The organism is Tsuneonella aeria (assembly GCF_009827495.1).
Lineage (GTDB): Bacteria > Pseudomonadota > Alphaproteobacteria > Sphingomonadales > Sphingomonadaceae > Tsuneonella > Tsuneonella aeria.
In genome coordinates, this window is sequence record NZ_WTZA01000001.1 from 1,653,280 (window position 1) to 1,679,249 (window position 25,970).

The 25,970-nt window shown below is 67.3% G+C and carries 26 protein-coding genes; 15 read left to right on the forward strand and 11 right to left on the reverse strand.

Annotated elements, in window-relative coordinates; genetic code table 11:
* Window positions 1–34: 34 nt before the first annotated feature.
* Window positions 35–2,878, reverse strand: coding sequence for a DNA polymerase I (polA, locus tag GRI40_RS08105; protein ID WP_160610852.1), 2,844 nt, complete (start codon window positions 2,876–2,878; stop codon window positions 35–37).
* Between the two features lie 212 nt (window positions 2,879–3,090).
* Between polA and GRI40_RS08110 the strand changes: the two genes are divergently transcribed.
* A complete protein-coding gene (locus tag GRI40_RS08110) occupies window positions 3,091–3,363 on the forward strand; it encodes a hypothetical protein (protein WP_160610853.1) in 273 nt (90 codons plus the stop codon).
* 107 nt (window positions 3,364–3,470) lie between these two features.
* Here the strand turns inward: GRI40_RS08110 and GRI40_RS08115 are convergent, their stop codons facing one another.
* The 5 genes from GRI40_RS08115 to GRI40_RS08135 all read right to left on the reverse strand — a co-directional run bounded on the left by GRI40_RS08115 (window position 3,471) and on the right by GRI40_RS08135 (window position 8,731).
* Window positions 3,471–4,475: a serine hydrolase gene (locus GRI40_RS08115; protein ID WP_160610854.1), complete on the reverse strand. Its 1,005-nt coding sequence runs from the start codon at window positions 4,473–4,475 to the stop codon at window positions 3,471–3,473.
* Between the two features lie 157 nt (window positions 4,476–4,632).
* Window positions 4,633–5,034, reverse strand: a complete 402-nt coding sequence (locus GRI40_RS08120; RefSeq protein WP_160610855.1) for a host attachment family protein — start codon at window positions 5,032–5,034, stop codon at window positions 4,633–4,635.
* A 119-nt stretch (window positions 5,035–5,153) separates the two neighbouring features.
* The gene (groL, locus tag GRI40_RS08125) at window positions 5,154–6,800 is read right to left on the reverse strand and encodes a chaperonin GroEL (protein ID WP_160610856.1); all 1,647 of its coding nucleotides are present in this window, start codon (window positions 6,798–6,800) and stop codon (window positions 5,154–5,156) included.
* A gap of 113 nt (window positions 6,801–6,913) precedes the next feature.
* Window positions 6,914–7,201, reverse strand: coding sequence for a co-chaperone GroES (locus GRI40_RS08130; protein WP_160610857.1), 288 nt, complete (start codon window positions 7,199–7,201; stop codon window positions 6,914–6,916).
* Window positions 7,202–7,327: 126 nt separating this feature from the next.
* Window positions 7,328–8,731, reverse strand: a complete 1,404-nt coding sequence (locus GRI40_RS08135; protein ID WP_160610858.1) for an MATE family efflux transporter — start codon at window positions 8,729–8,731, stop codon at window positions 7,328–7,330.
* A 97-nt stretch (window positions 8,732–8,828) separates the two neighbouring features.
* On the opposite strand from GRI40_RS08135, the gene GRI40_RS08140 reads away from it, so the two are divergent.
* Together GRI40_RS08140 and GRI40_RS14010 are read left to right on the forward strand one after the other, a co-directional pair.
* Window positions 8,829–9,371, forward strand: coding sequence for an acyloxyacyl hydrolase (locus GRI40_RS08140; RefSeq protein WP_160610859.1), 543 nt, complete (start codon window positions 8,829–8,831; stop codon window positions 9,369–9,371).
* A 56-nt stretch (window positions 9,372–9,427) separates the two neighbouring features.
* On the forward strand, window positions 9,428–9,559 hold the full coding sequence (locus GRI40_RS14010; protein ID WP_272916549.1) for a hypothetical protein: 132 nt from the start codon (window positions 9,428–9,430) through the stop codon (window positions 9,557–9,559).
* 343 nt (window positions 9,560–9,902) lie between these two features.
* On the opposite strand, the gene GRI40_RS08145 is transcribed toward GRI40_RS14010, so the two are convergent.
* The 4 genes from GRI40_RS08145 to GRI40_RS08160 form a co-directional block, all read right to left on the reverse strand.
* Window positions 9,903–10,334: an ExbD/TolR family protein gene (locus tag GRI40_RS08145; protein ID WP_160610860.1), complete on the reverse strand. Its 432-nt coding sequence runs from the start codon at window positions 10,332–10,334 to the stop codon at window positions 9,903–9,905.
* Window positions 10,335–10,371: 37 nt separating this feature from the next.
* Complete coding sequence (locus tag GRI40_RS08150; RefSeq protein WP_202390164.1) at window positions 10,372–10,905, reverse strand: ExbD/TolR family protein; 534 nt, start codon at window positions 10,903–10,905, stop codon at window positions 10,372–10,374.
* Window positions 10,906–10,985: 80 nt separating this feature from the next.
* On the reverse strand, window positions 10,986–11,795 hold the full coding sequence (locus tag GRI40_RS08155; protein ID WP_160610861.1) for a MotA/TolQ/ExbB proton channel family protein: 810 nt from the start codon (window positions 11,793–11,795) through the stop codon (window positions 10,986–10,988).
* A gap of 52 nt (window positions 11,796–11,847) precedes the next feature.
* Window positions 11,848–12,534 (reverse strand): energy transducer TonB, encoded by a 687-nt coding sequence (locus tag GRI40_RS08160; protein ID WP_160610862.1) that lies wholly within the window; start codon window positions 12,532–12,534, stop codon window positions 11,848–11,850.
* Window positions 12,535–12,863: 329 nt separating this feature from the next.
* On the opposite strand from GRI40_RS08160, the gene GRI40_RS08165 reads away from it, so the two are divergent.
* Complete coding sequence (locus GRI40_RS08165) at window positions 12,864–13,724, forward strand: hypothetical protein (protein WP_202390165.1); 861 nt, start codon at window positions 12,864–12,866, stop codon at window positions 13,722–13,724.
* Between the two features lie 111 nt (window positions 13,725–13,835).
* Complete coding sequence (locus GRI40_RS08170) at window positions 13,836–15,176, forward strand: homoserine dehydrogenase (protein ID WP_160610863.1); 1,341 nt, start codon at window positions 13,836–13,838, stop codon at window positions 15,174–15,176.
* Here GRI40_RS08170 and GRI40_RS08175 read toward each other — a convergent pair.
* Window positions 15,160–15,663 (reverse strand): hypothetical protein, encoded by a 504-nt coding sequence (locus GRI40_RS08175; RefSeq protein ID WP_160610864.1) that lies wholly within the window; start codon window positions 15,661–15,663, stop codon window positions 15,160–15,162. The genes GRI40_RS08170 and GRI40_RS08175 overlap by 17 nt on opposite strands.
* Before the next feature lie 59 nt (window positions 15,664–15,722).
* Here GRI40_RS08175 and glpX point away from each other — a divergent pair, with 59 nt between their 5' ends.
* The 10 genes from glpX (at window position 15,723) to GRI40_RS08225 (ending at window position 25,897) form a co-directional block, all read left to right on the forward strand.
* Entirely contained in the window at window positions 15,723–16,718 is a 996-nt protein-coding gene (glpX, locus tag GRI40_RS08180) for a class II fructose-bisphosphatase (protein ID WP_160610865.1), read from the forward strand.
* Between the two features lie 194 nt (window positions 16,719–16,912).
* Window positions 16,913–17,848, forward strand: a complete 936-nt coding sequence (locus GRI40_RS08185; RefSeq protein ID WP_160610866.1) for a ribose-phosphate pyrophosphokinase — start codon at window positions 16,913–16,915, stop codon at window positions 17,846–17,848.
* Window positions 17,849–17,890: 42 nt separating this feature from the next.
* Window positions 17,891–18,673, forward strand: a complete 783-nt coding sequence (locus tag GRI40_RS08190) for an inositol monophosphatase family protein (RefSeq protein WP_160610867.1) — start codon at window positions 17,891–17,893, stop codon at window positions 18,671–18,673.
* Window positions 18,674–18,825: 152 nt separating this feature from the next.
* Window positions 18,826–19,029, forward strand: a complete 204-nt coding sequence (rpmI, locus tag GRI40_RS08195) for a 50S ribosomal protein L35 (protein ID WP_160610868.1) — start codon at window positions 18,826–18,828, stop codon at window positions 19,027–19,029.
* Window positions 19,030–19,057: 28 nt separating this feature from the next.
* Complete coding sequence (rplT, locus tag GRI40_RS08200) at window positions 19,058–19,414, forward strand: 50S ribosomal protein L20 (RefSeq protein WP_160610869.1); 357 nt, start codon at window positions 19,058–19,060, stop codon at window positions 19,412–19,414.
* A 60-nt stretch (window positions 19,415–19,474) separates the two neighbouring features.
* Window positions 19,475–20,455, forward strand: coding sequence for a helix-turn-helix domain-containing protein (locus tag GRI40_RS14095; RefSeq protein ID WP_160610870.1), 981 nt, complete (start codon window positions 19,475–19,477; stop codon window positions 20,453–20,455).
* Window positions 20,456–20,606: 151 nt separating this feature from the next.
* Window positions 20,607–21,497 (forward strand): helix-turn-helix domain-containing protein, encoded by an 891-nt coding sequence (locus GRI40_RS08210; RefSeq protein WP_160610871.1) that lies wholly within the window; start codon window positions 20,607–20,609, stop codon window positions 21,495–21,497.
* 49 nt (window positions 21,498–21,546) lie between these two features.
* A complete protein-coding gene (gene pheS / locus GRI40_RS08215; protein WP_160610872.1) occupies window positions 21,547–22,728 on the forward strand; it encodes a phenylalanine--tRNA ligase subunit alpha in 1,182 nt (393 codons plus the stop codon).
* The gene (pheT, locus tag GRI40_RS08220; protein WP_160610873.1) at window positions 22,725–25,139 is read left to right on the forward strand and encodes a phenylalanine--tRNA ligase subunit beta; all 2,415 of its coding nucleotides are present in this window, start codon (window positions 22,725–22,727) and stop codon (window positions 25,137–25,139) included. The genes pheS and pheT overlap by 4 nt, the downstream gene beginning before the upstream one ends.
* A complete protein-coding gene (locus tag GRI40_RS08225; RefSeq protein WP_160610874.1) occupies window positions 25,136–25,897 on the forward strand; it encodes an SDR family NAD(P)-dependent oxidoreductase in 762 nt (253 codons plus the stop codon). The genes pheT and GRI40_RS08225 overlap by 4 nt, the downstream gene beginning before the upstream one ends.
* Window positions 25,898–25,970: the final 73 nt, after the last annotated feature.

Here is a 25,970-nt window from a genome sequence, read left to right on the forward strand (position 1 = left end):
GCCCGCCATAGGGCGGCGCGGCCCGCGCGCCAAGCTAGTGCGCCGCGCCCCAGCTTCGGCCGGTCCCGATATCGATGCCAAGGGGCACGTCGAGCGTGACCGCGGGCAGCGCGGCCTCGGCCATCACCCGCTCGATGACAGGCTGCGCGGCCCCGACGTCATCTTCGGGCAGCTCGAACACCAGTTCGTCGTGCACTTGCAGCAGCATGCGCACGTGCGGGAGGCCGGCGTCAGAGAGCGCCGGCATCATCCGGGCCATGGCGCGTTTGATGATATCGGCACTCGTCCCCTGGATCGGCGCGTTGATCGCGGCGCGCTCGCTACCGGCGCGTTCGTTGGGGTTCTTCGAGTTGATCCGGGGGAACCAGGTCTTCCGCCCGAACAGTGTTTCCGAATAGCCCTTTTCGCGCACGCTTTCGAGCGTCGAATGGATGTAGTGCTGGATGCCGGGGAAGCGCTGGAAATAGGTGTCGATGATCGACTGCGCCTCGTCCGCGGGAACACCCAGCCGGCCGCCCAGCCCCCAGCGGGAAATGCCGTACAGGATCGCGAAATTCACCGTCTTGGCCCGAGCGCGCGTGTCGCGGTCGACGGCGCCGAACATCTCGGCCGCCGTGCGCGCATGAATGTCTTCCCCGCTGGCGAAAGCCTCTTTCAACTGCGGCACATTGGCCATGTGCGCGGCAAGGCGCAGTTCGATCTGCGAATAGTCGGCAGCGAGTAGCACGTTGCCTTCATCGGCGACGAACGCCTCGCGGATCTGCCGGCCGATCTCTGTGCGGATGGGAATATTCTGCAGATTGGGGTCAGTGGAAGACAGCCGCCCGGTCTGCGCGCCGACGAGGCTGTAGCTGGTATGGACGCGCCCGGTGTCAGGATTGATCGCCGCCTGCAGCGCATCGGTGTACGTGCTCTTGAGCTTTGCAAGTTGACGCCACTCGAGGACTTTCGTGGCGACGTCCGCGCCCTCGTTCGCGAGGCCTTCGAGAATCGCCTGGTCGGTCGAATACTGTCCGCTCTTGCCCTTGCGCCCGCCCTTGTACCCCAGTCTGTCGAACAGGATGTCGCCGAGCTGTTTGGGGCTGCCGATCGTGAATTCGATTCCGCAACAATCGTAGATTTCGCGTTCGATGCGCGCGATTTCAGCAGCGAACTCCTCGCTCAGGCGGGCGAGTTGCTGGCGATCGACCTTGATGCCGTGGCGCTCCATCTGCGCCACCACGGGGATCAGCGGACGGTCCACGCGTTCGTAAACGCGGCTTCCGCCTTCATCCGCCAGGCGCGGGCGCAGCAGTTTCCACAGGCGCCACGTCACATCGGCATCCTCGGCGGCGTATTGAGTCGCCCTGTCCAGCGGCACCTCGCTGAAAGGGATCGCCTTCCGGCCGGTCCCGCAGATGTCCTTGAACGTAAGGGTCGTGTGGCCCAGGTGACGGGTGCTCAGCTCGTCCATGCCGTGCCCGCCGCCGATCCCGTCGAGGCTGCGGCCCGCGTCGAGCGCGAAGCTGACAATCATCGTGTCGTCGATGGGCGCGACGTGGATGTTCGCGCAGCGTGACAGGATGTTGAGGTCGTACTTGATGTTCTGGCCGACCTTCAGCACCGCGTCGCTTTCCAGCAGCGGGCGAAGCGCGTCATAGGCGGCGGCGCGTTCGACCTGCACGGGATTCTCGGCGAACATGTCGCTGCCGCCGTGTCCCAGCGGGACATAGCAGGCGTCATTGGGCCCCAGCGCGAGGCTGATGCCCGCAAGCTCGGCGCGCATGGCATCGAGGCTGCTCGTCTCGGTATCGATCGCTACGACCCGCGCGGCGAACGCGCGCTCGATCCAGTGCGCGAGCCGTTCGAAACTGGTGACGCATTCATAACCCTCCCGGTCTATCGGCGGCATTTCGGGCGGCGCCTGGCGGTTGCCGCCGCTCCCTGGATTGGCGCCGACCGTCGCGGGCTTTGCAGGATTAAGCTGCGTGGGCCTGTCGGGGCTGCCCCGCCCGCCATCGAGCCGTTTCAGCAGGCTCGTGAAACCATGTTCACCCAGGAACGCCGCCAGAGGTTCCGGCGGGACCCCTTCCAGCTTCATGTCCTCCAGCGCGATCGGCAGGTCGCAATCTTCCTTGAGCTGGACGAGGACGCGGCTGAGTTCGGCCATCTCGCGGCCTTCCAGCAGGCGTTCGCGCAGCTTGGAAGGCTTCATGCCGGCCGCCGCGTCGAGAGCGCCGGCAAGGCTCCCGTGATCCTGGATCAGCTTGCTCGCGGTCTTTGGACCGATGCCGTAAATGCCGGGAATGTTGTCGACGCTGTCGCCCATCAGCGCCAGCACGTCGCCCACCAGATCGGGCAGGACGCCGAACTTCTCGACCACTTCGGCCACGTCGATCCGCTGGTTCTTCATGGTGTCGAGCATGTCGATGCACCCGCCACCTTCCCCGCATTTGCCGACGAGCTGCATCAGGTCCTTGTCGGAACTCACGATCGTCACGTCCCAACCGCGCCGGGTGGCTTCACGCGCATAACTGGCGATGAGATCGTCAGCCTCGAGGTCGTCTTCCTCGATGCAAGGCAGGCTGAATGCGCGCGTCGCATCGCGAATCAAGGGGAACTGGGGGACCAGATCCTCGGGCGGCGGAGGGCGGTTCGCCTTGTACTGATGGTAGAGCTGGTTGCGGAAACTGGTCGAGCCCTTGTCGAGGATGACCGCGAGGTGCGTCGGACCATCGGCCTTGTTGAGGTCTTCCGCGAGCTTCCACAACATGGTCGTATAGCCGTAGACCGCGCCGACCGGGGTCCCGGCAGGGTTGGTCAGGGGCGGGAGCCGGTGGTAGGCGCGAAAGATGTAAGCCGAGCCATCGACCAGGTAGAGATGCTGCTTGTCTGCCATGCCCGCCCTGCTAGCAGCGTGTGGCCGCCCGGTCAGCCGGTTTCACAGACGGTAAGCGCAGCCTCGATTAAGGCGATCCCGCACCGAAATGCGGCGGAATGATGGCAAAAATGTGCGATTAGGCTTGCAGTGCCTTAAAGTGGCCATTATTTGGAACTGGCACGGCGGGTTCGCCGGGCTTTTCAAACCGCTGTTCAAAGGAACATCGTACTATGCGTAAGATCATTCTCGCCGCTGCCGCTGCCGGCGCCGCCCTGACCCTCGCCGCTTGCTCGGAAAAGACCGAAGACGCTGCTGCGACGACCGCTGACTCGGCCCTGGCCGACACCACGGCGAACGCTGAAGCTGCTGGCGAAGCCGTCGACGCTGCTGCCGATTCGGCTGCTGCCACCGCGACCGAAGCTGCTGCCGAGACCGCTGACGCCGCTGCTGCTGCCGAAGCCGAAGTGCAGGACGAAACCGTCGAAGAAGCCAAGGCCGACTGAGCCTTCGCCTTTCGCGATAAAGGAAAGGGCGGCGCCGCGAGGCGCCGCCCTTTTCTTATGCCCGTCGCAAATGGGGCAAGTTCCGCAACGGTGCGATTGCCTTCGTATCAGTACGAAGCCGTGGCGTAGGCACGGGCCGGCTGATTGGCGTACCCATCGTAAAGCGCGCGGGCGATGCTGGCGATCTTGGCGTCGCGCGCGGGCTTCGAGCCCTGGCCCGTGACATAGATCGCCACGGCGATCGAGCGGCCGTCCGGCGTTTGGATGATACCGATATCGCTGGCCGTGTTGTTGAGCGTGCCCGTCTTGTGAGCCACCCGGGCGCCGGCGGGCAGCATGCCGGGAATGCGGCGCGTGCCGGTACGGCAGCGCTCCATCGCGCCCAGGATCACCCGCCGGCTGGACGCCGACAGGAACTTGCCCTGGTGGAGACCCGCGAGCAGCTTGACCATGGCCTGGGGCGTCGCGCTGTCGCGAATGTCGATCGCGCGGGCGGGATCGATCTCGCCATCGTCGCGCACCAGCGTGGCAATATCGCGGGTGATGTTGAATTCCGAAATGCCGTTGCGGCGCGCCCAGTCGTTGACGACCGCCGGTCCGCCGACCGCCTTCAGCAAAGCGTCCGTGGCCGGATTGCTCGATCGCGTGATCATCATCTCGATGAGGTCGACCGCCTGGAAATACTTGCCCGGAACGACAGGCGCCCTGGCAGTGGAGAACCGCTTCGAGGCAACCGGCATCATCAGCGGGAATTCGCTGGTCAAAGTGTACTTGCCGCGCTCCACCTGCTCCATGAATGCCGCCGCGACGGCGATCTTGCTGGTGGATGCCATCGGGAACCGCTGATCGCCGAGAACCGATACCTCGCGCCCGCTGGCCAGATCGACCGCATAAACGCCGATCCGGCCGCTTGAACCATCGGCGACCCGCGCCACTGCCTGCTCGAACGACGTGCGATACACCGCGTTGTAGCTTTGCGGCGTGCGCACGTCGGTTCCCAACGCGGCGTCGAATGCGGCGCTGAATTCGGTGTCCTTGGCGTGTGCCGAGGAAATGCCCGTCAGTGCGAGCGCGAATGCGGCTCCGAGCCGCGCGATCCGTCCCAGTCCCATGACCCCCAATATGCTCCCGTCATGCTTGGTATTTTATTAACGGGATTCGGTTCCAGCCTGCAAGATAGGGGCGACGAGCGGAGGCAGGGGCGGGATACCGGGAGCGCGATGCCACGCGCCTCGCAAGGGCGGTGGGCCGTTTGCGGGGATCCGGGAGTCAGGCCGCTTCGATCGCCTTGAGGATGTCCGGCCCGGGCATTCCCGTCAGCTGCTTGGCGAGTTCGCCCACGAGCACATCCTGCAACGCCGTGTGATAATGGCGGCGCAGTTCACCCATGGTGTCGGGATCGGCGACGATGATGAGGCTCTCGATCCGGTGCTGCAAGACCGCGCGGTTCAGCCAGCTCGCAACCGAAGCCGCGTGGTCGAGCTTTTCCTGCGTCCGGTAGTCGTCGCTGCGGGGATCGTTATGGCCGTGGGCGCCGCTTTCGTCTTCGCCATCGAGAGACGGGTCGTCGACGTGTGCAAGCTTTGCGTCGGCCACCGTGCCGGCATTGCGCATGAGCACGAAGCGCTCGCCATCAACCACGGCGACATGAGCGTTGGCGGGAATCTTCATCCGTTGGTCTCCTTCGCCTGAGAAACGGACGGGACGCCAGACGGTGCCGACGAAAAAGGCCGGCGGATCGCTCCGCCGGCCTTCTCGTGTCGCATTGACGGCGACCTGATGCGCCGGGCTTAGAAGCCCATGCCGCCCATGTCGCCCATGCCGCCGCCGGGCATGCCGCCCATTGCCGGCTTGTCTTCGGGCTTTTCGCTGATCGCCGCTTCGGTGGTGATCAGCAGACCTGCCACCGACGCGGCATTCTGCAGTGCGGTGCGCACGACCTTGGTCGGGTCGATCACGCCGGCCGTCACCAGGTTTTCGTAGGTGTCGGTCGCCGCGTTGAAGCCCATGTTCTCGTCGTTGCCGTCGATCAGCTTGCCCGAAACGACCGCACCGTCATGGCCGGCGTTCGAGGCGATCTGGCGGACGAGCGCAGTGAGCGACTTGCGCACGATATCCACGCCGCGCGTCTGGTCTTCGTTGGCGCCGGTCAGCCCTTCCAGCGCGCGCGCCGAATAGAGCAGCGCCGTACCGCCACCGGGGACGATGCCTTCTTCCACCGCGGCGCGGGTCGCATGCAGCGCGTCGTCGACGCGGTCCTTGCGTTCCTTCACCTCGACTTCCGAAGCGCCGCCGACCTTGATCACGGCAACACCACCGGCCAGCTTGGCCAGGCGTTCCTGCAGCTTCTCGCGGTCGTAGTCGCTGGTCGTGGCGTCGATCTGCGTGCGGATTTCACCAACGCGCGCCTTGATGTCGTCGGCCGAGCCGGCTCCATCGACGATCGTCGTGTTGTCCTTGTCGATCGACACGCGCTTGGCTTCGCCGAGCATGTTCAGCGTCACCGATTCCAGCTTGATGCCGAGATCTTCGCTGATCATTTCGCCCTGGGTCAGGATCGCGATGTCCTGCAGCATCGCCTTGCGGCGATCGCCGAAGCCCGGGGCCTTGACCGCAGCAACCTTGAGGCCGCCGCGCAGCTTGTTGACCACCAGGGTGGCCAGCGCTTCGCCTTCGATATCCTCGGCGATGATCAGCAGCGGACGGCCCGACTGCACCACCGCCTCGAGGATCGGCAGCATCGCCTGGAGCGATGAGAGCTTCTTCTCGTGGATCAGGATGTAGGGGTTATCCAGCTCGACGGTCATCTTGTCGGGGTTTGTGATGAAGTAGGGGCTGAGGTAGCCGCGATCGAACTGCATGCCTTCGACGACGTCGAGCTCGAATTCGAGACCCTTCGCCTCTTCGACGGTGATCACGCCTTCCTTGCCGACCTTCTCCATCGCTTCGGCGATCTTCTCGCCGACTTCGCGGTCGCCGTTGGCCGAAATGATCCCGACCTGGGCGATTTCCTGGCTGCCCTGGACGTCCTTCGAACGGCCCTTGAGGTTCTCGACGACCTTTTCGACCGCGAGGTCGATGCCGCGCTTGAGGTCCATCGGGTTCATGCCGGCGGCGACCGACTTCATGCCTTCGGTCACGATCGCCTGGGCCAGCACGGTGGCGGTGGTGGTGCCGTCACCCGCGTTGTCGTTGGTCTTGCTCGCCACTTCGCGCAGCATCTGCGCGCCCATGTTCTCGAACTTGTCCTTGAGCTCGATTTCCTTGGCGACGGTGACGCCGTCCTTGGTGATGCGGGGTGCGCCGAAGCTCTTGTCGATCACGACGTTGCGGCCCTTGGGGCCCAGCGTGACCTTGACGGCGTTGGCGAGGGTGTCGACGCCGGCGAGAATACGCTCGCGCGCGTCGCGGCTGAACTTCACGTCCTTGGCAGCCATTGGTGTTTCTCCATTCGTCATCCCAGCGAAGGCCGGGACCGGGTTGTACTTGGTGGAAAGGTGCTGGCGCTATCCGGCCAGCGATCCCGGCTTTCGCCGGGACGAGGGGACGGTCAGCCGACGATCCCCATAATGTCGCTTTCCTTCATGATGAGCAGGTCTTCGCCATCGACCTTGACCTCGGTTCCGCTCCACTTGCCGAAAAGCACGCGGTCGCCCGGCTTCACATCGCACGGGGTAACCTGGCCCTGGTCGTTGCGGGCGCCTGAACCCACGGCGATCACTTCGCCTTCGCTCGGCTTTTCCTGCGCGCTGTCGGGGATGATGATGCCGCCGGCGGTCTTGCTGTCAGCCTCGATGCGGCGGACGAGAACGCGGTCGTGCAACGGACGGAATGCCATGTCGATTGCCTCCTGAGTTGATGATCGTCTTGGCACTCTTCCATCGCGAGTGCCAGCGGGAGCGCATGTAATAGCCCCCTTCCGGGCGTCAAGCACTGGCCGGCAAGAATCGTCTACCGGCGAGGGCTATTGCGGGCGTGCCGGCACAAGGCCAAGACGCTCGCGCGCCGCCCAGCGCCATGTCAGGAGGCCGGCCGCGAACACGAGGCCGGTGGCGAGCCCGATCCACACTCCGACACCGGCAAGCGGCGTGAAGAAACCCAGCCAGATGGCGATGCCGTATCCCGGCACCCAGTAGCTGAAGATCGCGATCAGCATCGGCACGCGCGTGTCCTGCAAACCGCGCAGCGCCCCCGCGGCCACTGCCTGCACACCGTCGAACAGCTGGAATCCGGCCGCCACGACCATGTAGCTGACCGCGAGACCGACCATTGCGGCCTTCGCCGGCTCGTTAGGGTCGACGTAGATGCGCAGCAAGACATCCGGCGCCAGGATCATCGCGGCGGCCGTCATGCACATGAATCCCGCGGCCACCGCGATGCCGATCCATCCCGCGCGCCCGATCGCGGCGCGGTCTCCGGCGCCGTAGTGGTAGCCGACGCGGATCGTCGCGGCCTGGCCGATGCCGAATGGAACCTGGAAGGCGAGCGCGGCGATCTGCAGCGCCACCGTGTGGCCCGCCAGCTCGGCCTCGCCGATGCGGCCCATGAGCAGTGCCGCCCCGCTGAACAAGCCCGCTTCGGCAATGATGATGATCATCACCGGCGATCCCAGGACGAGGATTTCGCGAAGGCGCGACCACTCGGGCCGCCACCAGTTGCCGAAGACCCGGTACCGCCGAAGGCGCCGATCCACCCCGATCGCCACGATATAACTTGTAAGGACGAAGAACGATGTCAGGACACTGGCGAGCGCCGATCCCTCCAGGCCGAGGGCGGGCGCGCCCAGGTTGCCGAACACGAGCGTCCAGTTGAACAGCACGCTTGCGCCCAGGGCAAGTCCGGTGATCGCGGTCGCGAAGATCGGCCGGCCGAGCGCCGAGACGAAATTGCGGAGAACGTTCGCGAGGACCATCGGGATCATCGCCCACATGATGATCCGCAGAAAATCGCCCGAGCGCGCGGCGAGCGCTGGCGTCTGGCCGCTCAGCAGGAGCAAGGCCTCTCCATACCAGCACACGGCCATGCCGATCGCGCCGGACAGGATCGCCAGCCACAAGGCCATGCGGACCGATCTGCGCACCTGGCGTACGGCGTGGCGGCGCCGGCCGAGTTCCTCGGCGATTAGGGCCGCGACGATGCCCGTGAGCCCGGAGAACGCCCACGCCAACAGGCCGAACAGCGCAATGGCCAGCGCGGAGGCGGCCAATTCGCGCTCCCCAAGGCGCGCGACGAAGATGACGTCGACCGCGTGGACCAGCATCTGCAGGAGGTTGGCCAGCGCAAGCGGCCAGGCGAGGCCTAGGGTCTCGATCAGCTCGCGCCGCCACGGCCCCCGTGTCGGGACATCAGGAGTAAGGACGCGCATCATGAGCCAGCCCGGATAAGCGCGGCGCGGGGCCGGCGAAAGCGGTTACCGGTGCCGGTCACGGATTGCCTTCAGCTTGCGGCAAGCATGCCACAGACACATGCGCGCCATGATCCGCTTCACTATTCTCGCTGCCGGTGCGGCCTTGGCCACCGCTCCGTCCGCGGCTTTCGCCGGCGAGGTTTACGGGGGTGTTTACGCGCACGGCGTGGACACGCCCTTCACGTTCGATACCGGGGAGGGCGGCATCGATCTGCAACTGGGATATCGCCTCGATCCGATCGCGCCCGTCGCACGCATCGAACCCTACGTGTTCGCATCGGTAAACAGCCGCGAAGGCGGCACGGACTTTGTCGGGGTGGGTATCAGCCGGAAGTTTACCATCGGGTCCGCGTATGTGCGGCCGGGCGTCGGCATTGTCCTGCACAACGCACCCGCCGTCCGGGTCGATCCCGCGAGCGGTATCCGGACAGACCTCGGGAGTCGGGTGCTGTTCGAACCCGAAATCGCGGTAGGGATGGACATCGCGCGGCGGGTGAGCGTCGAGGCGAGCTGGGTGCATATTTCCAACGCCCGCCTGTTCAATTCGCAGCAGAACCCGGGCATCGACATGATCGGCGTCCGGGCCAACCTGAAGCTTTGAGGATCGCACGCGCGGTGATAGAATGGGGCGACCCAATCCGCGGCGGGAATAGGCCGATGAAACGCGTTGTAATCATTGCCGTTTTAGCGCTGGCGATGGCGGCGTGCAGCGACGTTCGCGAGCGCGGGACGCATCCGTTCGGGAAGCCCGCGCTTGCCTCCCTGGAGGTCGCCAGGGCCTCCGCCTGAGTTCGCTTCGGGACCTTTCGGGCGCAGAAACTGGCATCGCCTGCCCGCACGGCACGCCGGTCAGGGCGTGATCGACGCGTCAAAGAGAATTCTCTTCAAGCGCGAATACTGCTTGAAATGCTTCACATCGGGCGCGGCGCCAAGCACGCAGTTCGCCAGAGCGTCCCAAGCCGTCCTCCCCCGCCGCTTCTGGCCCTGCCCTGGCGCGTTGGGGGCATGGAGCCGCTTGCCAAGCCCCCTTCCAGTGCGGTCACCCACGCAAAAAAGGGGCGGATCTCTCCGCCCCTTTTAAGGTGTCTTGTTGAAGCGGCTGCGGGCGCCGCCCGATCTTGCGCTTCCGCCCTTACTTGGCGAATTCGCGGTATTTCTCGTTTCCGACGAAACCGAACTTGGTCACGCCCGAGTTCTTGATGAGGTTCAGAACACGAATCGACAGGTCGTAGCTCGCCTGCGAGTCCGGTTCGAACTGCAGTTCCGGTTCGACCGCCATCGCCTTCGAGGCGTTTAGGTTGGCCATCAGCTCGCTGTCGCTGATCGCCACGCCGTTCCACAGGATCTGGTCCGTCGGCGACAGGACGATCTTGTTCTTGATCGGGTCCACCGGCGGCGGGTTATCGTTCGGGCTCGGCACCGGCAGGTCGATGTCGACGGAGTGCGTGGCCACGGGGATGGTGATGATGAACATGATGAGGAGAACGAGCATGACGTCGATGAGCGGCGTCGTGTTCATTTCCATCATCGGCGAGCCATCATCCTTGCCGCCTGACATTGCCATGGGGGATTACTCCTGAAACTGAATTCGCCAGGCCCGGTCAGCCGTTGGGGTCGACCGGGTTGGAGATGAAGCCGACAGTCGGATAACCGGCCGCCTGCACATTGTAGATCGACCCCGCAACGCAGCGCCACGGCGCGTTCACGTCACCGCGAATGTGGACCTGCGGGATTTTGTCCGGGTCTTCCATCAGCGCTTCGGGACCGCCCGCCGCCTGCACGATCGCATCGAGGCGCTTGAATGCCTCGTCGTACAGCTCGCTGGAATCCACCGGCGTGATGTTGTTGAAGTAAACCCGGCACTCGCCGTTGCGCGAAGCACCCTGGAACCCGGGCTCACCCGCACTGCGGCCGGCATCGTCGGTCGTGCTGACGGTAAGCAGCAGGTTCTCCACCTTGTCCTTGGACTCGATCGATTCCATGACCGGCAGCTTCAGCTTTTCGATCGTCTGGATGGCGACCGGGACGGCGATGAGGAAGATGATGAGAAGCACCAGCATCACGTCGACGAGCGGCGTGGTGTTGATGTCCGACATCGGCGTCTCGGTTGCGCCTCCGCCTGTCGAAATGGCCATGGGCTTCCTATCCTGTTACACTATCGTTCCGCGTAAGGGCCGGGAGAGCGGCGCCTGGCCGGCTCTCCCGAACAGCCCGATTACGGACGCGGCGCCGTCGTGGTGGCCGTGGTAGCGGCAGGCTTGGCGGCCGGAGCGGTCGCGGCAGCCTTGCCCGCCTGCTGGGTCGACGTGGCCGTCAGCACCGCGGGCTTGACCGCACCGCGCGAATTGATGTTCGCGAGAATGTCGGTCGAGAAGCCGGAGAGCAGCTCGGCGATGCGCTTGTTGCGGCTCTGCAGCCAGTTGTAGGCAAGCACCGCAGGCACGGCGACGAGCAGACCGATCGCGGTCATGATCAGCGCTTCACCCACCGGGCCGGCGACCTTGTCGATCGAGGCCGAGCCGGCCAGGCCGATGTTGATCAGCGCGCGGTAGATACCGATAACGGTGCCGAGCAGACCGACGAACGGCGCGGTCGCACCGACGGTCGCGAGAAACGGCAGGCCCCCCGCGAGCTTGGCGTTGATCGACTGTTCCGAACGATTGAGCGAGCCGTGCAGCCAGTCGTGCGCTTCCAGGCTGTCGGTCATCTTGCCGTGCGATTCTTCGGCATAGAGGCCATCGTCGACGAGCTGGCGCCAGGCGCTGTTCTTTTCCAGCTTGCTCGCACCTTCACGGAGCGACGGCGCGCGCCAGAAATTGGAGCGCACGGCCTTGTACTGGTTCAGGATCTTCTGCTGTTCCAGCCACTTGGTAATCAGGATGTAGAACGATCCGACCGACATGATGACCAGGATGATGAAGATCGACCATGCGATCACACCACCCTGATTCATGGCTTCCCAGAAGCCGAACTGGTTCTTCGGCGTGGCATCAGCGGCCGCCGCGGTAAGAATGTCGAAAACCATGCGAAAGTCCTCTCAGATAATCAGATAAACCGTAGAAAATGAATGCGAGATTTTATTCCGGGATTTCCCAGCGGACCGAGCTTGCCCACGAACCGCTCGTCGGCTTGCCCTGGCCGTCGGTGGCCGGATTGAAGCGACCGCGGCGTTGGATGAGCGAGCACGTCGTGCTGTCGAGTTCGGGCGTGCCGCTCGATCCCGTAACGTTGCAGCTGGTGACCCGGCCGTTGGCGTCCACTTCCACGCGGAAGCGGGTCACGCCTTCCTTCTCCTCGCGCAGGGCGCGGGACGGATAGTCGTTCGCGTTGGCCCAGTTGCCGGGGTTGCCGCGCGGAGTCGGCGCCTTGGGCTGGAATGCCGGCGGAGGCGGGGGCGGCGGCGCAGGCGGCGGCGCGGGCGGCGCCACGGGCGCTGCCGGCGGCACCACCAATGCCGGCGGAGCAGGCGGCGGGATCGTCGGCTGCGTGCGGATCGGCGGCGGGGCCACGGCGATATTGACCGGCGGCGGCGGCGCGACCGGCGGCGGGGGCGCGGTGTCCGGCACCTCTTCGGGCGGCGGCGGCTCCTCTTCGGGCGGCGGCGGCTCCTCGATATCGACCGTCGTCACGCGCTCGACCACCTTCGAGATCGCCGAATAGGCGAGACCGGTGACAAGTGCATACCCGACGACGACGTGAATAAGTGCAACGATGATGATCGCAACAATGCGATTACCGCTCATCTGTTGGTCAACGTAGGCCATTCAGTCGCATCACTCCATCGCCAAGCACCGGAGCGGTTCCGGCGCACATGCTTCGAAGCCGGACTGGCCGGCCGAAACATCACTCAGTTGTTCCCCCTGTCGGCCCACCGGATTTGCGACGGCCTGCTGGGCCAGCCGGATACCCGATGACCCGGCGCGGGCCGCCGGGGGTTGACTTGTTATGCCCCCGGTTGGGCCTCGCCTTAACCGCGATGAGAACACCGCGCAAACGCTTTTACGGTTAAGCCCGGATTCAGTGCCCGGGCGCTCAAACGTGCCCCATGTCAGATGGTTTTCCTTCCCTCCGCAACGGGTCTAGCGCGTTGAGAATGACAGTGTCCCGTTCGTTTCGCGCCCGTGGCCTTGCCCGCGCCTTCCCCGCCCTTCTCGCCGTGGCGCTCGCCGGCGGGGCCGCTGCCGCGCCCGCGACCAGCGCGCCTGCCGCCACCTACGCCGATCTCGCCGATCTCGCCGACGCCGCCGACCTGGTGGTCCACGTGCGCGTCGCGCGGCAGGCGCAGGTTCCCGCCGAACGGGCCCCGGGCCTGGCGCCCGGTCACGCCCGCCTGTATATAGAAGCGCAGACGAAGGCCCTCATCGCCGGCGCCGCGCCCCTGGGCGAATCGGTGAGCTACCTTGCCGACGTGCCGCTCGACGCGAAGGGCAAGGTGCCCAAGCTGAAGAAGCGGGAATTCCTGCTGTTCTCGCGCGCGGTGCCGGGCAAGCCGGACCAGCTGCAACTGGTCGGCACGCATGCCCAGCTGCCACACACTCCCGCCGCAGAGGCGCGCCTGCGCCCGATCCTGAGCGCGCTGGCGGGCGCGGACGCGCCGCCCGCGATCACCGGCGTGCGCGACGCCCTGGCCGTGCCCGGAACGCTGGCCGGGGAATCCGAAACGCAGGTGTTCCTCTCCACCGCGACGGGCGATCCGGCCGCACTGACGATCGTGCGGCGGCCGGGGATGGCGCCGTCGTGGGGCGTATCGTTTTCGGAGATCGTCGACCAGTCCGCGCGCCCCCCGGTGCGCGAGACGCTGGCGTGGTATCGCCTCGCCTGCTTCCTGCCCGCCACGCTTCCCGCACGCGCGAACCTGTCGTCCGACAGTGCATCGCGCGCGCAAGCGGCGGATGACTATGCCCTGGTCATGCGGGAGCTGGGCCCCTGCCCGCGCGCGTTCGCGGCGCAGTGATGGCCTGCGCGGGCTGACGCGGCGCGCCTGACGGGGCGCAAAGGAACTCTTTGTTGGTGCACCGCGCTGCCGCGGCATAAGGGCCGCGCAACAAGGAGCAACGACGAGAATATGGCCGAACCGCTGCGCATCGCGCTCGCCGGACTGGGAACGGTCGGGGCCGGCGTCATCCGCCTGCTCGCCTCGAACGACGCGCTGGTGACGGCCCGCGCCGGCCGTGAAATCCGCATCATAGCCGTCAGCGCGCGCGACCGGTCGCGGGACCGGGGCGTGGACCTGTCGCCGTTCGAATGGTGCGACGACATGACCGCCATGGCGTGCCGCGACGATATCGACGCGGTGGTCGAACTGGTCGGCGGCGCCGATGGCCCCGCGCTCACGCTGGCGCGCAACGCCATTCGCGAAGGCAAGGCGCTGGTCACCGCCAACAAGGCGATGATCGCGCACCACGGGCTCGCCCTTGCCCAGGCGGCAGAGGCGGCCGGCGTCCCCTTGCGGTTCGAAGCGGCGGTGGCCGGCGGTGTGCCGGTAATCAAGGCCTTGCGCGAAGGGGCTGCCGCCAACGCGATCGTGCGCGTGCAGGGCATCCTCAACGGCACGTGCAACTATATCCTGTCGACCATGGAAGATACCGGCCGCGATTTCGGCGATGTCCTGGCGGAAGCCCAGGCGCTGGGGTACGCGGAAGCCGACCCGACGTTCGATATCGAAGGGATCGACGCCGCCCACAAGCTGGCGATCCTCTCGGCGATCGCGTTCGGGGCGCGGCTCGATTTCGCCAGCGTGTCGGCCGAAGGCATCGCCCGGGTTCGCGCGGCGGACATCGCGCGGGCCGCCGACCTCGGCTTTGTGATCCGCCTGGTCGGGACGGCCGACGTCGAGAATGCCGAGCCTGGCAATGCCGGCAGCTCGCCCGCCCGGATGCTCCAGCGCGTGCGCCCGTGCCTGGTGGCGCGCGACCACCCTCTCGCGCACGTCGACGGCCCCACCAACGCTGTGGTGGCGGAGGGGAATTTCTCGGGCCGCCTGCTGTTCCAGGGCGCCGGCGCGGGCGACGGACCGACGGCGAGCGCGGTGGTCGCCGATCTCATCGACATCGCGCGGGCGGCGGCGGACGGGCGCGACGCGGGGCCGCCGTTCTCCATCCCCGCCGACCGGCTCGTGCCGATGGCGCCATCGGAGCCGGGCGATCGCCGGGGGCGCAACTACTTGCGCTTCACCGTCGCCGACAAGCCCGGCGTGCTGGCCGAAATCGCCGCCGCGATGCGCGACGGGGGTGTCTCGATCGAAAGCCTGATCCAGCAAGGCCGCTCGACGACCGAAGGCGAGGTGCTGGTGGTCATGGTGACGCACGATGGGCCGGAACGCTGCGTCACGGACGCCATGCGGCTGCTGGAAGGTTCGCCCAGCCTCACCGCGGCGCCGCTGGTGATGCCTATCCTGGAGGCGTGACGCCGGCGTCGCGCGTGTCGCCGCGCGGGGCCAGCCCCTTGGCGACCCGGTCGGCGTCGGAGCCCGGCGGCGCTTCGGGAATGGCCTTCAGGTCGATCAGCACCGGCATCGGCGGCGGGCACGGCGGGATGAAGCATCCCGATGCCACGACCACGCCGGGATAAGCCGTCCCCACCTCCGGCGCGCGCGGGATCGTATCCGTCGCGCCCGCCCCCGCCGGATCGAGATCGCCGGACGACTGGACCCGGTATTTCGACATGTCCTCGGTCTGGCCGCAGACCACGATCTCGTCGCCCGGCTTGGGCGGCGGACATTCGGGGCGGGCGCGGGTGTCGGGCGGCCCGTAGACCTCGCGCGCGCGTTCCATCGCCTGCTCGGCATTGACGGGGGGCGGGCTGTCCTGCGCGCCCGAAGCTGCCGGAGCGACGACAAGCGCGATCGCGCCCATGAATGCATGTGCGTTGCCGAACCCCGTTCGTCTCGACAATCGCAAGCTCCCTCGTCTAAGCGCGCCGACGTTATCACCGCTACGGGACTGAATTACAGATGAACACTCCGCAAGGCACCGCTTCGCCCCGCGCCTCGAGCGTGCTCGACCGGGTACTCGTCCTCGAACTGGTCCGCGTGACCGAAGCCGCCGCCGTCGCGGCGAGCAGGATGATCGGCCGGGGCGACGAGAAGGCGGCCGATGCCGCCGCGGTGGAAGCCATGCGCCGCGCCTTCGACGAGCTGGAGATCGACGGCACCGTGGTGATCGGCGAAGGCGAGCGGGACGAGGCGCCGATGCTCTACATCGGGGAAAAGGTCGGCGGCGCGCCCGGCCGCGGGCCCAGGATCGACATCGCGCTCGACCCGCTGGAGGGCACGACGATCACCGCCAAGGCCGGTCCCAATGCGCTGGCGGTGCTCGCCGCGGCGGAGCACGGCTGCCTGCTGAACGCGCCTGACACCTACATGGACAAGCTGGCGGTCGGCCCCGGCTACCCCGAAGGCGTGATCGATCTCGCCAGGACGCCGACGGAAAACGTCAAGGCGGTCGCCGCCGCGAAGGGCGTGGAGCCGGGCGATATCATCGTCTGCGTGCTCGACCGGCCGCGCCATGCAGACCTGATCGCGGAGCTTCGCGGCCTGGGGTGCGGCGTGGTGCTGATCGGCGACGGGGACGTTGCCGGCGTCATCGCCACGACCGATCCCGACACCACGATCGACATGTACATGGGTTCGGGCGGCGCGCCGGAGGGCGTGCTGGCGGCCGCGGCGCTGCGCTGCGTCGGCGGGCAGTTCAACGGCCGCCTGGTCTTCCGCAACGAGGACGAGAAAGCCCGCGCCCGCAAGTGGGGGATCGAGGATCTCGACCGCATCTACAAGCTGGAGGACCTCGCGAAGGGGGACTGCATCTTCGCCGCGACCGGCGTCACCAGCGGGTCGCTGCTCGACGGGGTGAAGCGGCTGCGCGGCGGCAAGATGACCACCGAGAGCGTGGTGATGCGGGCGTCGAGCGGCACGGTCCGCTGGATCAAGGGCGAACACCGGGTGGGCTAAAAGCACGGCTCCATGGGCCGCAGACCCGAGCCGTATAAAGCACTCGCCCTCGCCGCGGCGATCGCGCCAACGACAAGCCAGAGGCTCGTTGCGGCAGCCTAATCCCCCACGCTTGCCCCGGTGCACTGTTGCAATCGCATGACCCTCGGCTAAGCCGCGCGCACCGATTCCCCCGCAAGGATGAGTGCCCCGCAATGAAGATCATGTCCGGCAACGCGAACCTGCCGCTCGCGCGGGCGATCGCGGCGTATCTTGAGATGCCGCTGACCGACGCCAGCGTCCGCCGCTTCGCCGACGAGGAGATCTTCGTCGAGATCCACGAGAACGTGCGCGGCGAGGATGTCTTTGTCGTCCAGTCGACCGGCTTCCCGGCCAACGACAACCTGATGGAACTGCTGATCTGCATCGACGCGCTGCGGCGGGCCAGCGCCAAACGGATCACGGCGGTCGTGCCCTACTTCGGTTATGCGCGGCAGGATCGGAAACCCGGCCCGCGCACGCCGATCTCTGCCAAGCTGGTCGCGAACCTTATCACCGAAGCCGGCGCCGACCGCGTGCTGGCGGTGGACCTTCACGCCGGGCAGATCCAGGGCTTCTTCGACATTCCGACCGACAACCTGTTCGCGGCCCCCGTCATGGCTGCGGACATCCAGGCCCGGTACGGGGACAAGGACCTGATGGTCGTATCCCCCGATGTCGGCGGGGTGGTCCGCGCCCGCGCTCTCGCCAAGCGGCTCGACAACGCGCCGCTGGCCATCGTCGACAAGCGCCGCGACCGCCCCGGCGAGAGCGAGGTGATGAACATCATCGGCGAGGTGAAGGGCCGGCACTGCATCATGATCGACGATATCGTCGATTCGGGCGGCACGCTGTGCAACGCCGCGCAGGCCCTGCTGGATAACGGGGCGAGCTCGGTCACAGCCTATATCACGCACGGTGTGCTGTCAGGCGGCGCCGTCGCGCGGGTCGACGCCTCGGCGCTGGAGGAGCTCGTCGTCACCGATTCGATCCGCGCGACCGACGCCGCGGCCGACAGCAAGCGGATCCGCTACCTCACCATCGCCCCCCTGATCGGCGAAGCGGTGCGCCGGATCGCCGACGAGAGTTCGGTTTCGAGCCTGTTCGATTGACTCCGTGACAATGACCGACATCACGCTGCGGGCGCGGCAGATATGAGCCTGTCCGACGACGTTGCCCTGGCCAACCGCCTGGCGGATGCGGCGGGGGCCGCGATCCGGCCATATTACCGCGGCGACATCGGGCTGGAGACGAAGGGTGACGAATCGCCCGTCACCCTGGCCGACCGCGCGGCGGAGGAGGCGATGCGCCGCATCCTCGTCGCCGAAGTATCGCGCGACGGCATCCAGGGCGAGGAGTTCGGTATCGAGCGAGAAGGCGCCACCCGCCGCTGGGTGCTCGATCCCATCGACGGCACGGTGAGCTTCGCGGCCGGCCGCCCGATCTTCGGCGCTCTCATCGCCCTGTTGCAGGACGGGTTCCCGGTGCTGGGCGTGATCGACCAGCCCGTGACCGGCGAACGCTGGGTGGGCGCGATGGGCCGGGGGACGACTTTCAACGGGGCTGAGGTCCGCACCCGGCCCTGCCCGCGGTTGCCCGATGCGGTGCTGGCGACCACCAGCCCCAGCCTGTTCGACGATCATTCGGCGGAACATTTCATGGCGCTGGCGGGCAAGACGGCGCACCGCCGCATGGTGTGGGGCGGCGATTGCTACAATTACGGCCTTCTCGCCAGCGGCCAGATCGATCTCGTCTGCGAAACCGGGCTGAAGCTGCACGATTTCGCGGCGCTGGTGCCGGTGGTCGAAGGTGCCGGCGGGACGATGGCGGACTGGAACGGCGAACCGCTGCACGCGGGCAGCGACGGCCATGTCATCGCGCTGGGCGATCCCGCCCGGCTGGAAGACGTGGTCGAGGCGCTCGCCTGCGGTCACTGACCCGGCCGCGCGCCGCCGCCGGCAAGGGCGCGCTTGCCTTTTGCCGCGCTTCGCCTTAGGGGCGCCCGCTTCACCGACACGTGATTCATGAGCCTGCCTGGCCAAAAGGGCTGCCAGGGCCGGTTCGAGCGTGTCCCCGAAAGGAGACGAAAATGCCCAAGATGAAGACCAAGAGCGGCGTGAAGAAGCGCTTCAAGCTCACCGCCACCGGCAAGGTCAAGCACGGGGTCGCCGGCAAGCGGCACCGCCTGATCAGCCACAACGCGAAGTACATCCGCCAGAACCGCGGGACCTCCGTGATCGCCGACGCCGATGCGCGGACGATCAAGAAGTGGGCCCCCTACGGGCTCGCCTGAGCGCGGCTAGAGACAGGAGTATTTCGGAATGGCACGTATCAAACGGGGTGTTACCACCCGCGCCAAGCACAAGCGCATCCTCGAACAGGCCAAGGGCTATCGCGGTCGGCGCAAGAACACGATCCGCATCGCCCGCCAGGCCGTCGAAAAGGCCGGCCAGTACGCGTACCGCGACCGCAAGGCGAAGAAGCGCAGCTTCCGCGCGCTGTGGATCCAGCGCATCAACGCCGCGGTCCGCGCCGAAGGCCTGACCTACTCGCAGTTCATGCACGGCGTTAAGCTGTCGGGCATCGAACTCGACCGCAAGGTCATGGCCGATCTGGCGATGAACGAAGGCGGTGCCTTCACCGCGATCGTCGCCCAGGCCAAGGCTTCGCTGAACTAATCGTTCGGCAAAGACGCGTCGCACAGGGGCGCCGCGGGCCTGGCCTGCGGCGCCCTTGACGTGTCTGGGGCGGCCCGTCATTACACTGGCCAAAACATACAAGGATGCAGGGTTCTTCGGGTCGCACTCGCCGAAAGGACCGCCCCTATCAAACCCGACGCGGACACGCCCCGCATCTCCGTCCGCTTTTTCCGTCTTTCGGAACCCCTGCGGCCGTATTTCACCGCGCTCTACCTGACCGAGATCGACGCCGGCGACGGCATCGTCGATGATTACCTGCATCCCGAATGGGCCGCCCTGCGCTTTGCCGAAGGGCCCGCGCCGATCGCCTGCGTGGGACCGGGCGAGATGACGCCGCAATGGCCGTTCGTCGCAGGAGGACCGACGAGCAAGTCGATCCGTTTCGGGGTCCGCACCTCGCGCATCTGGGGCCTGGGGCTGCAACCGGCGGGGTGGGCGAAGTTTGCCCAGGGCGATGCCCACCTGCTCGCCAACCAGACCGTGGACGGGAGCACGCACCCCACCTTCGCCCTGTTCGCCGATATCCTCCCCGCGATCGTCCGGTGTGACGGCACGGTGGAGGACAAGGCGGCGATCATCGATGCGCAGCTGATGCGGCACAGCCACCGGCCCGTCCCGCGCGAGGCGGAGATTTTCGCCTGCCAGGAACTGCTGCGCGATCCGGCCATCGGCGAGGTTTCGGTGCTGCAGGATCGACTCGGCGCATCGATCAAGTCGCTCGAACGGTTGTGCTGCCGGTATTTCGGCTTCACGCCCAAGGTCCTGCTCAGGCGCCAGCGTTTCCTGCGCAGCCTGGCCCAGCACATGCTCGATCCTTCATTGAGCTGGATCGACGCGCTCGACGAACAATATCACGACCAGGCCCAGTTCGTGCGTGAATTCAAGGCTTTCATGGGCATCACGCCCACTGCCTACGGCAAGCTGCCGCACCCCATCCTGCGCCCGATCATGCAACAGCGCATGGCCGATCAGGGCGCGGCCGCGCCGATCGACATGCCCACCGTCGCGCGGTACCGGTAAACATTACGCATAACACTTGCCACGGGCTGCGGACAGGAATAGTGTCGCGTCCATACAAGGAATGGGGCACGTCGAAGGCCCTTCGGGTTTCGCATTGCAGGATCAGTTGCTGCACCCGCGCGGTCCAGCATGCCGAGGTGCCGGGCCGCCGATGACGCAAGACTGCAAGATCGACGTGCGGTTCTACCCCCCGCCCCCCGAACTCCACGACTGCTTCACCAGCATATACCGGCTCGAACTCACCGTCGCTCCGGGCGCGCGCCTGTGCGACTGGTTGCAGCCGGAATGGGGCAATCTGCGCATATTCTCGGGCGATGTGCCGGCGGCCCAGATGGACGGCGGGCCGCTGCTCGACGACGCCCGCATCAGCATTACCGGCCCAAGCGCCGTGTCCGCCCGGTTCGAACTCGGCACCACGCGGATGTGGGGCATCGGGTTCCTCCCGCTCGGCTGGGCGCGCCTGATCGGCCGGCCCGCCGCAGCCCATGCCAACATGCTGGCCGATGCGGAGCGACACCCGGCGTTCGCGCGGTTCGCGCCGCTGCTCGGCATTTTCGCCGATCCGCCCGACGATGCGGCGGAATACGCCCGCATCGTGGCGGCCCTGCAGCCGTTCGACCGGCCGGTGGCCGACGCGGCACGGATCCGGGCGGTTCACGCCGCGATGGTCGAGCTGGGCCTCGCCACCGTCGCCGAATTCGCCGCCCGCGCCGGCATGACGGTCAGGACGCTGGAGCGCATCTGCCGGCGCCATTTCGGATTTCCGCCCAAGCTCCTGCTGCGGCGCCAGCGCTTCATGCGCAGCCTCGCGGCCTGGATGCTGGGGGGCATGGGCCGGTGGACCCCGGCGATCGACGAGCTCTATACCGACCAGGCGCATTTCAACCGCGATTTCCACGCCTTCATGGGTATGAGCCCGAGCACGTATGCCGCGCTGCCGCATCCGATCCTGTCGGCTTTCATGGAGCAGCGGGCCCGGACCTGGGGCTCGGCCGCGCAGACGCTCGACCGCCCCGGCACCGTCCACGACGCCGCCGCCTGAAGCGCCGGGCATTGCGGTCACGGCCCCGCGCCACTAGGGCGGCGGCGCTATGGATACGACGGAACAGGACCGGAAGCTCGAGGCCGCGCTTGCCGCCATCGCGGGCGCGCAGGATGGCGACGCGCTGGAGGCGGAGCGGATCGCCGCGCTTGGCAAGCAGGGCTGGGTCAGCGCCCTGCTGAAGACGCTGGGCGGGATGAGCCCGGACCAGCGCCAGGCCGAAGGGCCGCGCATCCAGGCGCTGCGGGCATCGGTCGCCGGGGCGATCGAATCCCGCAAGGGCGAGCTGGAAAAAGCAGCGCTGGAACAACAGCTTGCCAGCGAAGTGCAGGATCTTACGCTGCCCGCCCCGGCGGCGCCGCGCGGGTCCGTCCACCCGGTCAGCCAGGTGATGGACGAGCTTGCCGAAATCTTCGCCGACATGGGTTTCGCCGTCGCCACCGGCCCCGAGATCGAGGACGACTGGCACAATTTCACCGCGCTGAACATGCCCGAAAGCCACCCGGCGCGGGCCATGCACGACACGTTCTACTTCCCCCGCGAAGGTGCCGAAGAGAATTCTCATCCGGCGTCGAACATCGGTGATACTCCCCCTAACGGGGACGCGGTGGGCGCAAACACCCGCATGCTGCTGCGCACGCACACCAGCCCGGTGCAGATCCGGTCGATGGTCGCGCACGGCGCCCCCTTGCGCATCATCGCGCCGGGCCGGGTCTATCGCAGCGACAGCGATGCGACTCACACGCCGATGTTCCACCAGGTGGAAGGGCTGGTGATCGATCGGGGCATTCACCTCGGCCACCTGAAGTGGACGCTGGAGACGTTCCTCAAGGCGTTCTTCGAACGGGACGATATCGTGCTGCGCCTGCGACCGAGCTATTTCCCGTTCACCGAACCTTCGGTCGAGGTCGATGTCGGCTGGCAGGACGTGAACGCCAATGGTGCGAGGCGCCGGGTGCTGGGCGGTGACGGCGATGCGCCGGGGCACGGCTGGATGGAGCTGCTGGGCAGCGGCATGGTCAACGCCCGCGTGCTGGAATTCGCCGGGCTCGATCCCGAACAGTGGCAGGGCTTCGCCTTCGGTGTCGGCGTCGACCGGCTGGCGATGCTGAAATACGGGATGGACGATTTGCGCGCTTTCTTCGACGGCGACGGGCGCTGGCTTGCGCATTACGGTTTCGGCGCGTTCGACCAGCCGACCCTGTCGGCCGGCGTGGGAGCGCGGGCATGAAGTTCTCGCTGGAATGGCTGAAGGCGTTCCTCGACACCGAGGCCAGCGCCGCCGAGATCGCCGCGAAGCTCAACGCCATCGGCCTGGAGGTCGAAGGGCTGGAAGACCCGTCGGAAAAGCTCGCCGGGTTCCGCGTGGCCGAAGTGCTGACCGCCGCGCCGCACCCGCAGGCAGACAAGCTGCAGGTGCTGACCGTCAGCACGGGCGATGGCGAACCCCTGCAGGTCGTGTGCGGCGCGCCCAACGCGCGCGCCGGGATGAAGGGCGTGCTCGGCCTGCCCGGCGCGGTCGTTCCGGCGAACGGGATGGAGCTTCGCAAGAGCGCCATCCGCGGGGTCGAGAGCAACGGCATGATGTGCTCGGTGCGCGAGCTGGAGCTGGGCGACGAGCACGACGGCATCATCGAGCTGCCGGCCGACGCACCGGTGGGCACCGATTTCGCAAGCTACCACGGCGCAAGCCCGGTGTTCGACGTGGCGATCACGCCCAACCGGCCCGACTGCATGGGCGTGGAAGGCATCGCGCGCGATCTCGCCGCCGCCGGCATGGGCACGTTCAAGCCGTGGCGTGCCGATCCCGCGCCCGGCACGTTCCCTTGCCCGGTCGAAATCCGCACCGACGACGCCGAAGGCTGCCCCGCGTTCCATGGCCGGGTGATCCGCGGCGTCAGCAACGGCGCTTCGCCGGCGTGGATGCAGGCGCGGCTGATCGCGGCCGGCCAGCGCCCGATCAGCGCGCTGGTGGACGTGACCAATTACCTCAGCCTGGCGTTCGGGCGCCCGGCCCACGTCTATGACCTTGCCCGGCTGCAAGGCCCCGTCGTGGCCCGCCGCGCGCGGGACGGGGAGCAGGTCGAGGCCCTGAACGAGAAGACCTACACGCTCGATTCCAGCATGACCGTGATCGCGGACGATGTGGCCGTCCACGATATCGGCGGCATCATGGGCGGCGAACATTCGGGCGTGACGCCGGAAACCACCGACGTGCTGCTGGAGATCGCCTATTTCGATCCCGCGCGCATTGGCGCGACGGGGCGCAAGCTCGGCATCGCCAGCGATGCGCGCACCCGGTTCGAACGCGGGGTGGACCCGGCCTTCCTCGACGCCGGGCTCGACATGCTGACCGATCTGGTGCTGCGCACCTGCGGGGGCGAGGCGAGCGCGGTGGCCAGGGCCGGATCGCCGCCGAGCCAGCCCACCGTGGTCACGTTCGATCCGGACCTGACCGAGCGGCTGGGCGGAGTCGCCGTGCCGCGCGACGAGCAGCGCGCGATCCTGGAGCGGCTCGATTTCGCGGTATCCCCCGTTGACGAGCGCCTCTGGCACGTCACCGCGCCGCTGCGGCGGCACGATATCGAAGGCCCGGCCGACATCGTGGAGGAGGTCGTCCGCATCCACGGGCTGGACCACGTGCCCTCCACCCCTCTGCCGCGCGCGGACGGGGTCGCGCGGCCGACCGCCACGCCGGAACAGGCGATGACGCGCAAGGTGCGCCGCGCCGCCGCCGCACGCGGGCTGGGCGAGGCCATCACCTGGTCGTTCCTGCCGGTTCCCGATGCGGACCACTTCGCCGATGGCAACGCGGGCCTGTGGATCCTGGAAAACCCGATCAGCGAGGACATGAAGGCGATGCGCCCGTCGCTGATGCCGGGCCTTCTCGCCGCGGCCCGCCGCAACCTTGACCGGGGGACAGGCAGCGTGCGCCTGTTCGAGATCGGTCGCCGCTACCTGCGCGGCGCAAGCGGCGTCAGCGACGAACGCACGACGCTGGGCGTGCTGCTGGCCGGCGACAAAGCGCCGCGCGGCTGGGCGACGGGCAAGGCCCAGCCGTTCGACGCCTACGATGCCAAGGCCGAAACGCTCGCGCTGCTGGAAGCGGCCGGCGCGCCGGTCGATAACCTGCAAGTGTTCGGCCCGGACGCCGCGGGGCCGGGGCCGCAGTTCCACCCCGGCCAGTCGGCCACGCTGCGACTGGGCCCGAAGACCGTGCTCGCCCGGTTCGGCGCGCTCCACCCGCAGACGCTCAAGGCCTTCGATATCGACGGGCCGGTCATGGCGGCCGAACTGTTCCTCGACGCCATTCCGGCGCGCAAGAACGCCGCCTTCGCGCGGCCCGCTTACGCCCCGCCGGCGCTCCAGGCCGTGCGGCGGGACTTTGCCTTCCTGGTCGATGCAGGCCTGCCCGCCGGCGACCTGGTGCGCGCGGTCAGGGGCGCCGACAAGGCGAGCATCGTCGCCGCGCACGTGTTCGACGATTTCCGCGGACAGGGCGTGCCGGAGGGCCGGAAATCGCTGGCCGTGGAGGTGACTCTCCAGCCGGGCGACAAGTCCTTCACCGATGCCGAGATCAAGAGCATCGCGGACCGCATCGTCGCCGCGGCAGGCAAGATCGGCGCGGAGTTGAGGGGATGAGCCGCACCGCGCGACGAACGGCATTCGTCACCGGCGCCACCGCCGGCATCGGCGCCGCAACCGTGCGCGCCCTGGTGGCCAGCGGGTGGCGCTGCGTCGCCACCGGGCGCCGGGCGGAACGGCTGGACGCGCTGGTCGCCGAACTCGGCCCCGAGAACGTCCACCCGGCGGCGTTCGACGTGCGCGACAGGGCTGCGCTCGAAGCCGCGCTCGCCGCGCTGCCCGAGGATTTTCGCGAGATCGACCTGCTGGTGAACAACGCCGGCCTGGCACAGGGGCTTTCGAACGCGCAGGATGCCGATCTCGTCAACTGGCAGACGATGATCGACACCAACGTCACCGCGATGGTGACGGTGACGAGGCTGCTGCTGCCCGGCCTGATCGCGCGCAAGGGCGCGATCATCGCCATCGGCTCGGTCGCGGGAAGCTACATCTACCCCGGCGGCAACGTCTATGCCGGCAGCAAGGCGTTCGCCAATCACTTCACACTCGCGTTGCGCGCGGACCTTCACGGCACGGGCGTGCGGGTGACCAGCATCGAGCCGGGCATGGTGGAAACCGAATTCACCCTGGTGCGCACCGGCAGCCAGGAAGCGAGCGACACCCTCTACGCCGGGGTCAATCCGATGACCGCGGAGGATATCGCGATGACCATCCGCTGGATCGCCGAACTGCCGCCGCACCTCAACATCAACCGGCTGGAGCTGATGCCGGTGAACCAGGACTTCGCCGGGTTCCGCGTGGCGAGAGAGAATTAGCCAGTCCGCTTGACTTCAACTATCACGTCGCCCCGGGCTTGACCCGGGGCCGGTGCTTTTTTCACGCGCCACG

Coding starts and splice junctions, on each gene's coding strand:
- GRI40_RS08145 (WP_160610860.1), bottom strand. CDS start 10,334: ATGGCAATGTCAGGCGGCAAGGATGATGGCTCGCCGATGATGGAAATG.
- glpX (WP_160610865.1), top strand. CDS start 15,723: ATGAACACTCCGCAAGGCACCGCTTCGCCCCGCGCCTCGAGCGTGCTC.
- GRI40_RS08165 (WP_202390165.1), top strand. CDS start 12,864: ATGACAGTGTCCCGTTCGTTTCGCGCCCGTGGCCTTGCCCGCGCCTTC.
- GRI40_RS08155 (WP_160610861.1), bottom strand. CDS start 11,795: ATGGTTTTCGACATTCTTACCGCGGCGGCCGCTGATGCCACGCCGAAG.
- GRI40_RS08150 (WP_202390164.1), bottom strand. CDS start 10,905: ATGGCCATTTCGACAGGCGGAGGCGCAACCGAGACGCCGATGTCGGAC.
- GRI40_RS08190 (WP_160610867.1), top strand. CDS start 17,891: ATGAGCCTGTCCGACGACGTTGCCCTGGCCAACCGCCTGGCGGATGCG.
- pheS (WP_160610872.1), top strand. CDS start 21,547: ATGGATACGACGGAACAGGACCGGAAGCTCGAGGCCGCGCTTGCCGCC.
- rpmI (WP_160610868.1), top strand. CDS start 18,826: ATGCCCAAGATGAAGACCAAGAGCGGCGTGAAGAAGCGCTTCAAGCTC.
- GRI40_RS08115 (WP_160610854.1), bottom strand. CDS start 4,475: ATGGGACTGGGACGGATCGCGCGGCTCGGAGCCGCATTCGCGCTCGCA.
- GRI40_RS08110 (WP_160610853.1), top strand. CDS start 3,091: ATGCGTAAGATCATTCTCGCCGCTGCCGCTGCCGGCGCCGCCCTGACC.
- GRI40_RS08130 (WP_160610857.1), bottom strand. CDS start 7,201: ATGGCATTCCGTCCGTTGCACGACCGCGTTCTCGTCCGCCGCATCGAG.
- groL (WP_160610856.1), bottom strand. CDS start 6,800: ATGGCTGCCAAGGACGTGAAGTTCAGCCGCGACGCGCGCGAGCGTATT.
- GRI40_RS08160 (WP_160610862.1), bottom strand. CDS start 12,534: ATGGCCTACGTTGACCAACAGATGAGCGGTAATCGCATTGTTGCGATC.
- GRI40_RS08170 (WP_160610863.1), top strand. CDS start 13,836: ATGGCCGAACCGCTGCGCATCGCGCTCGCCGGACTGGGAACGGTCGGG.
- GRI40_RS08210 (WP_160610871.1), top strand. CDS start 20,607: ATGACGCAAGACTGCAAGATCGACGTGCGGTTCTACCCCCCGCCCCCC.
- GRI40_RS08120 (WP_160610855.1), bottom strand. CDS start 5,034: ATGAAGATTCCCGCCAACGCTCATGTCGCCGTGGTTGATGGCGAGCGC.
- pheT (WP_160610873.1), top strand. CDS start 22,725: ATGAAGTTCTCGCTGGAATGGCTGAAGGCGTTCCTCGACACCGAGGCC.
- GRI40_RS08135 (WP_160610858.1), bottom strand. CDS start 8,731: ATGATGCGCGTCCTTACTCCTGATGTCCCGACACGGGGGCCGTGGCGG.
- rplT (WP_160610869.1), top strand. CDS start 19,058: ATGGCACGTATCAAACGGGGTGTTACCACCCGCGCCAAGCACAAGCGC.
- GRI40_RS14010 (WP_272916549.1), top strand. CDS start 9,428: ATGAAACGCGTTGTAATCATTGCCGTTTTAGCGCTGGCGATGGCGGCG.
- polA (WP_160610852.1), bottom strand. CDS start 2,878: ATGGCAGACAAGCAGCATCTCTACCTGGTCGATGGCTCGGCTTACATC.
- GRI40_RS08225 (WP_160610874.1), top strand. CDS start 25,136: ATGAGCCGCACCGCGCGACGAACGGCATTCGTCACCGGCGCCACCGCC.
- GRI40_RS08185 (WP_160610866.1), top strand. CDS start 16,913: ATGAAGATCATGTCCGGCAACGCGAACCTGCCGCTCGCGCGGGCGATC.
- GRI40_RS08140 (WP_160610859.1), top strand. CDS start 8,829: ATGCGCGCCATGATCCGCTTCACTATTCTCGCTGCCGGTGCGGCCTTG.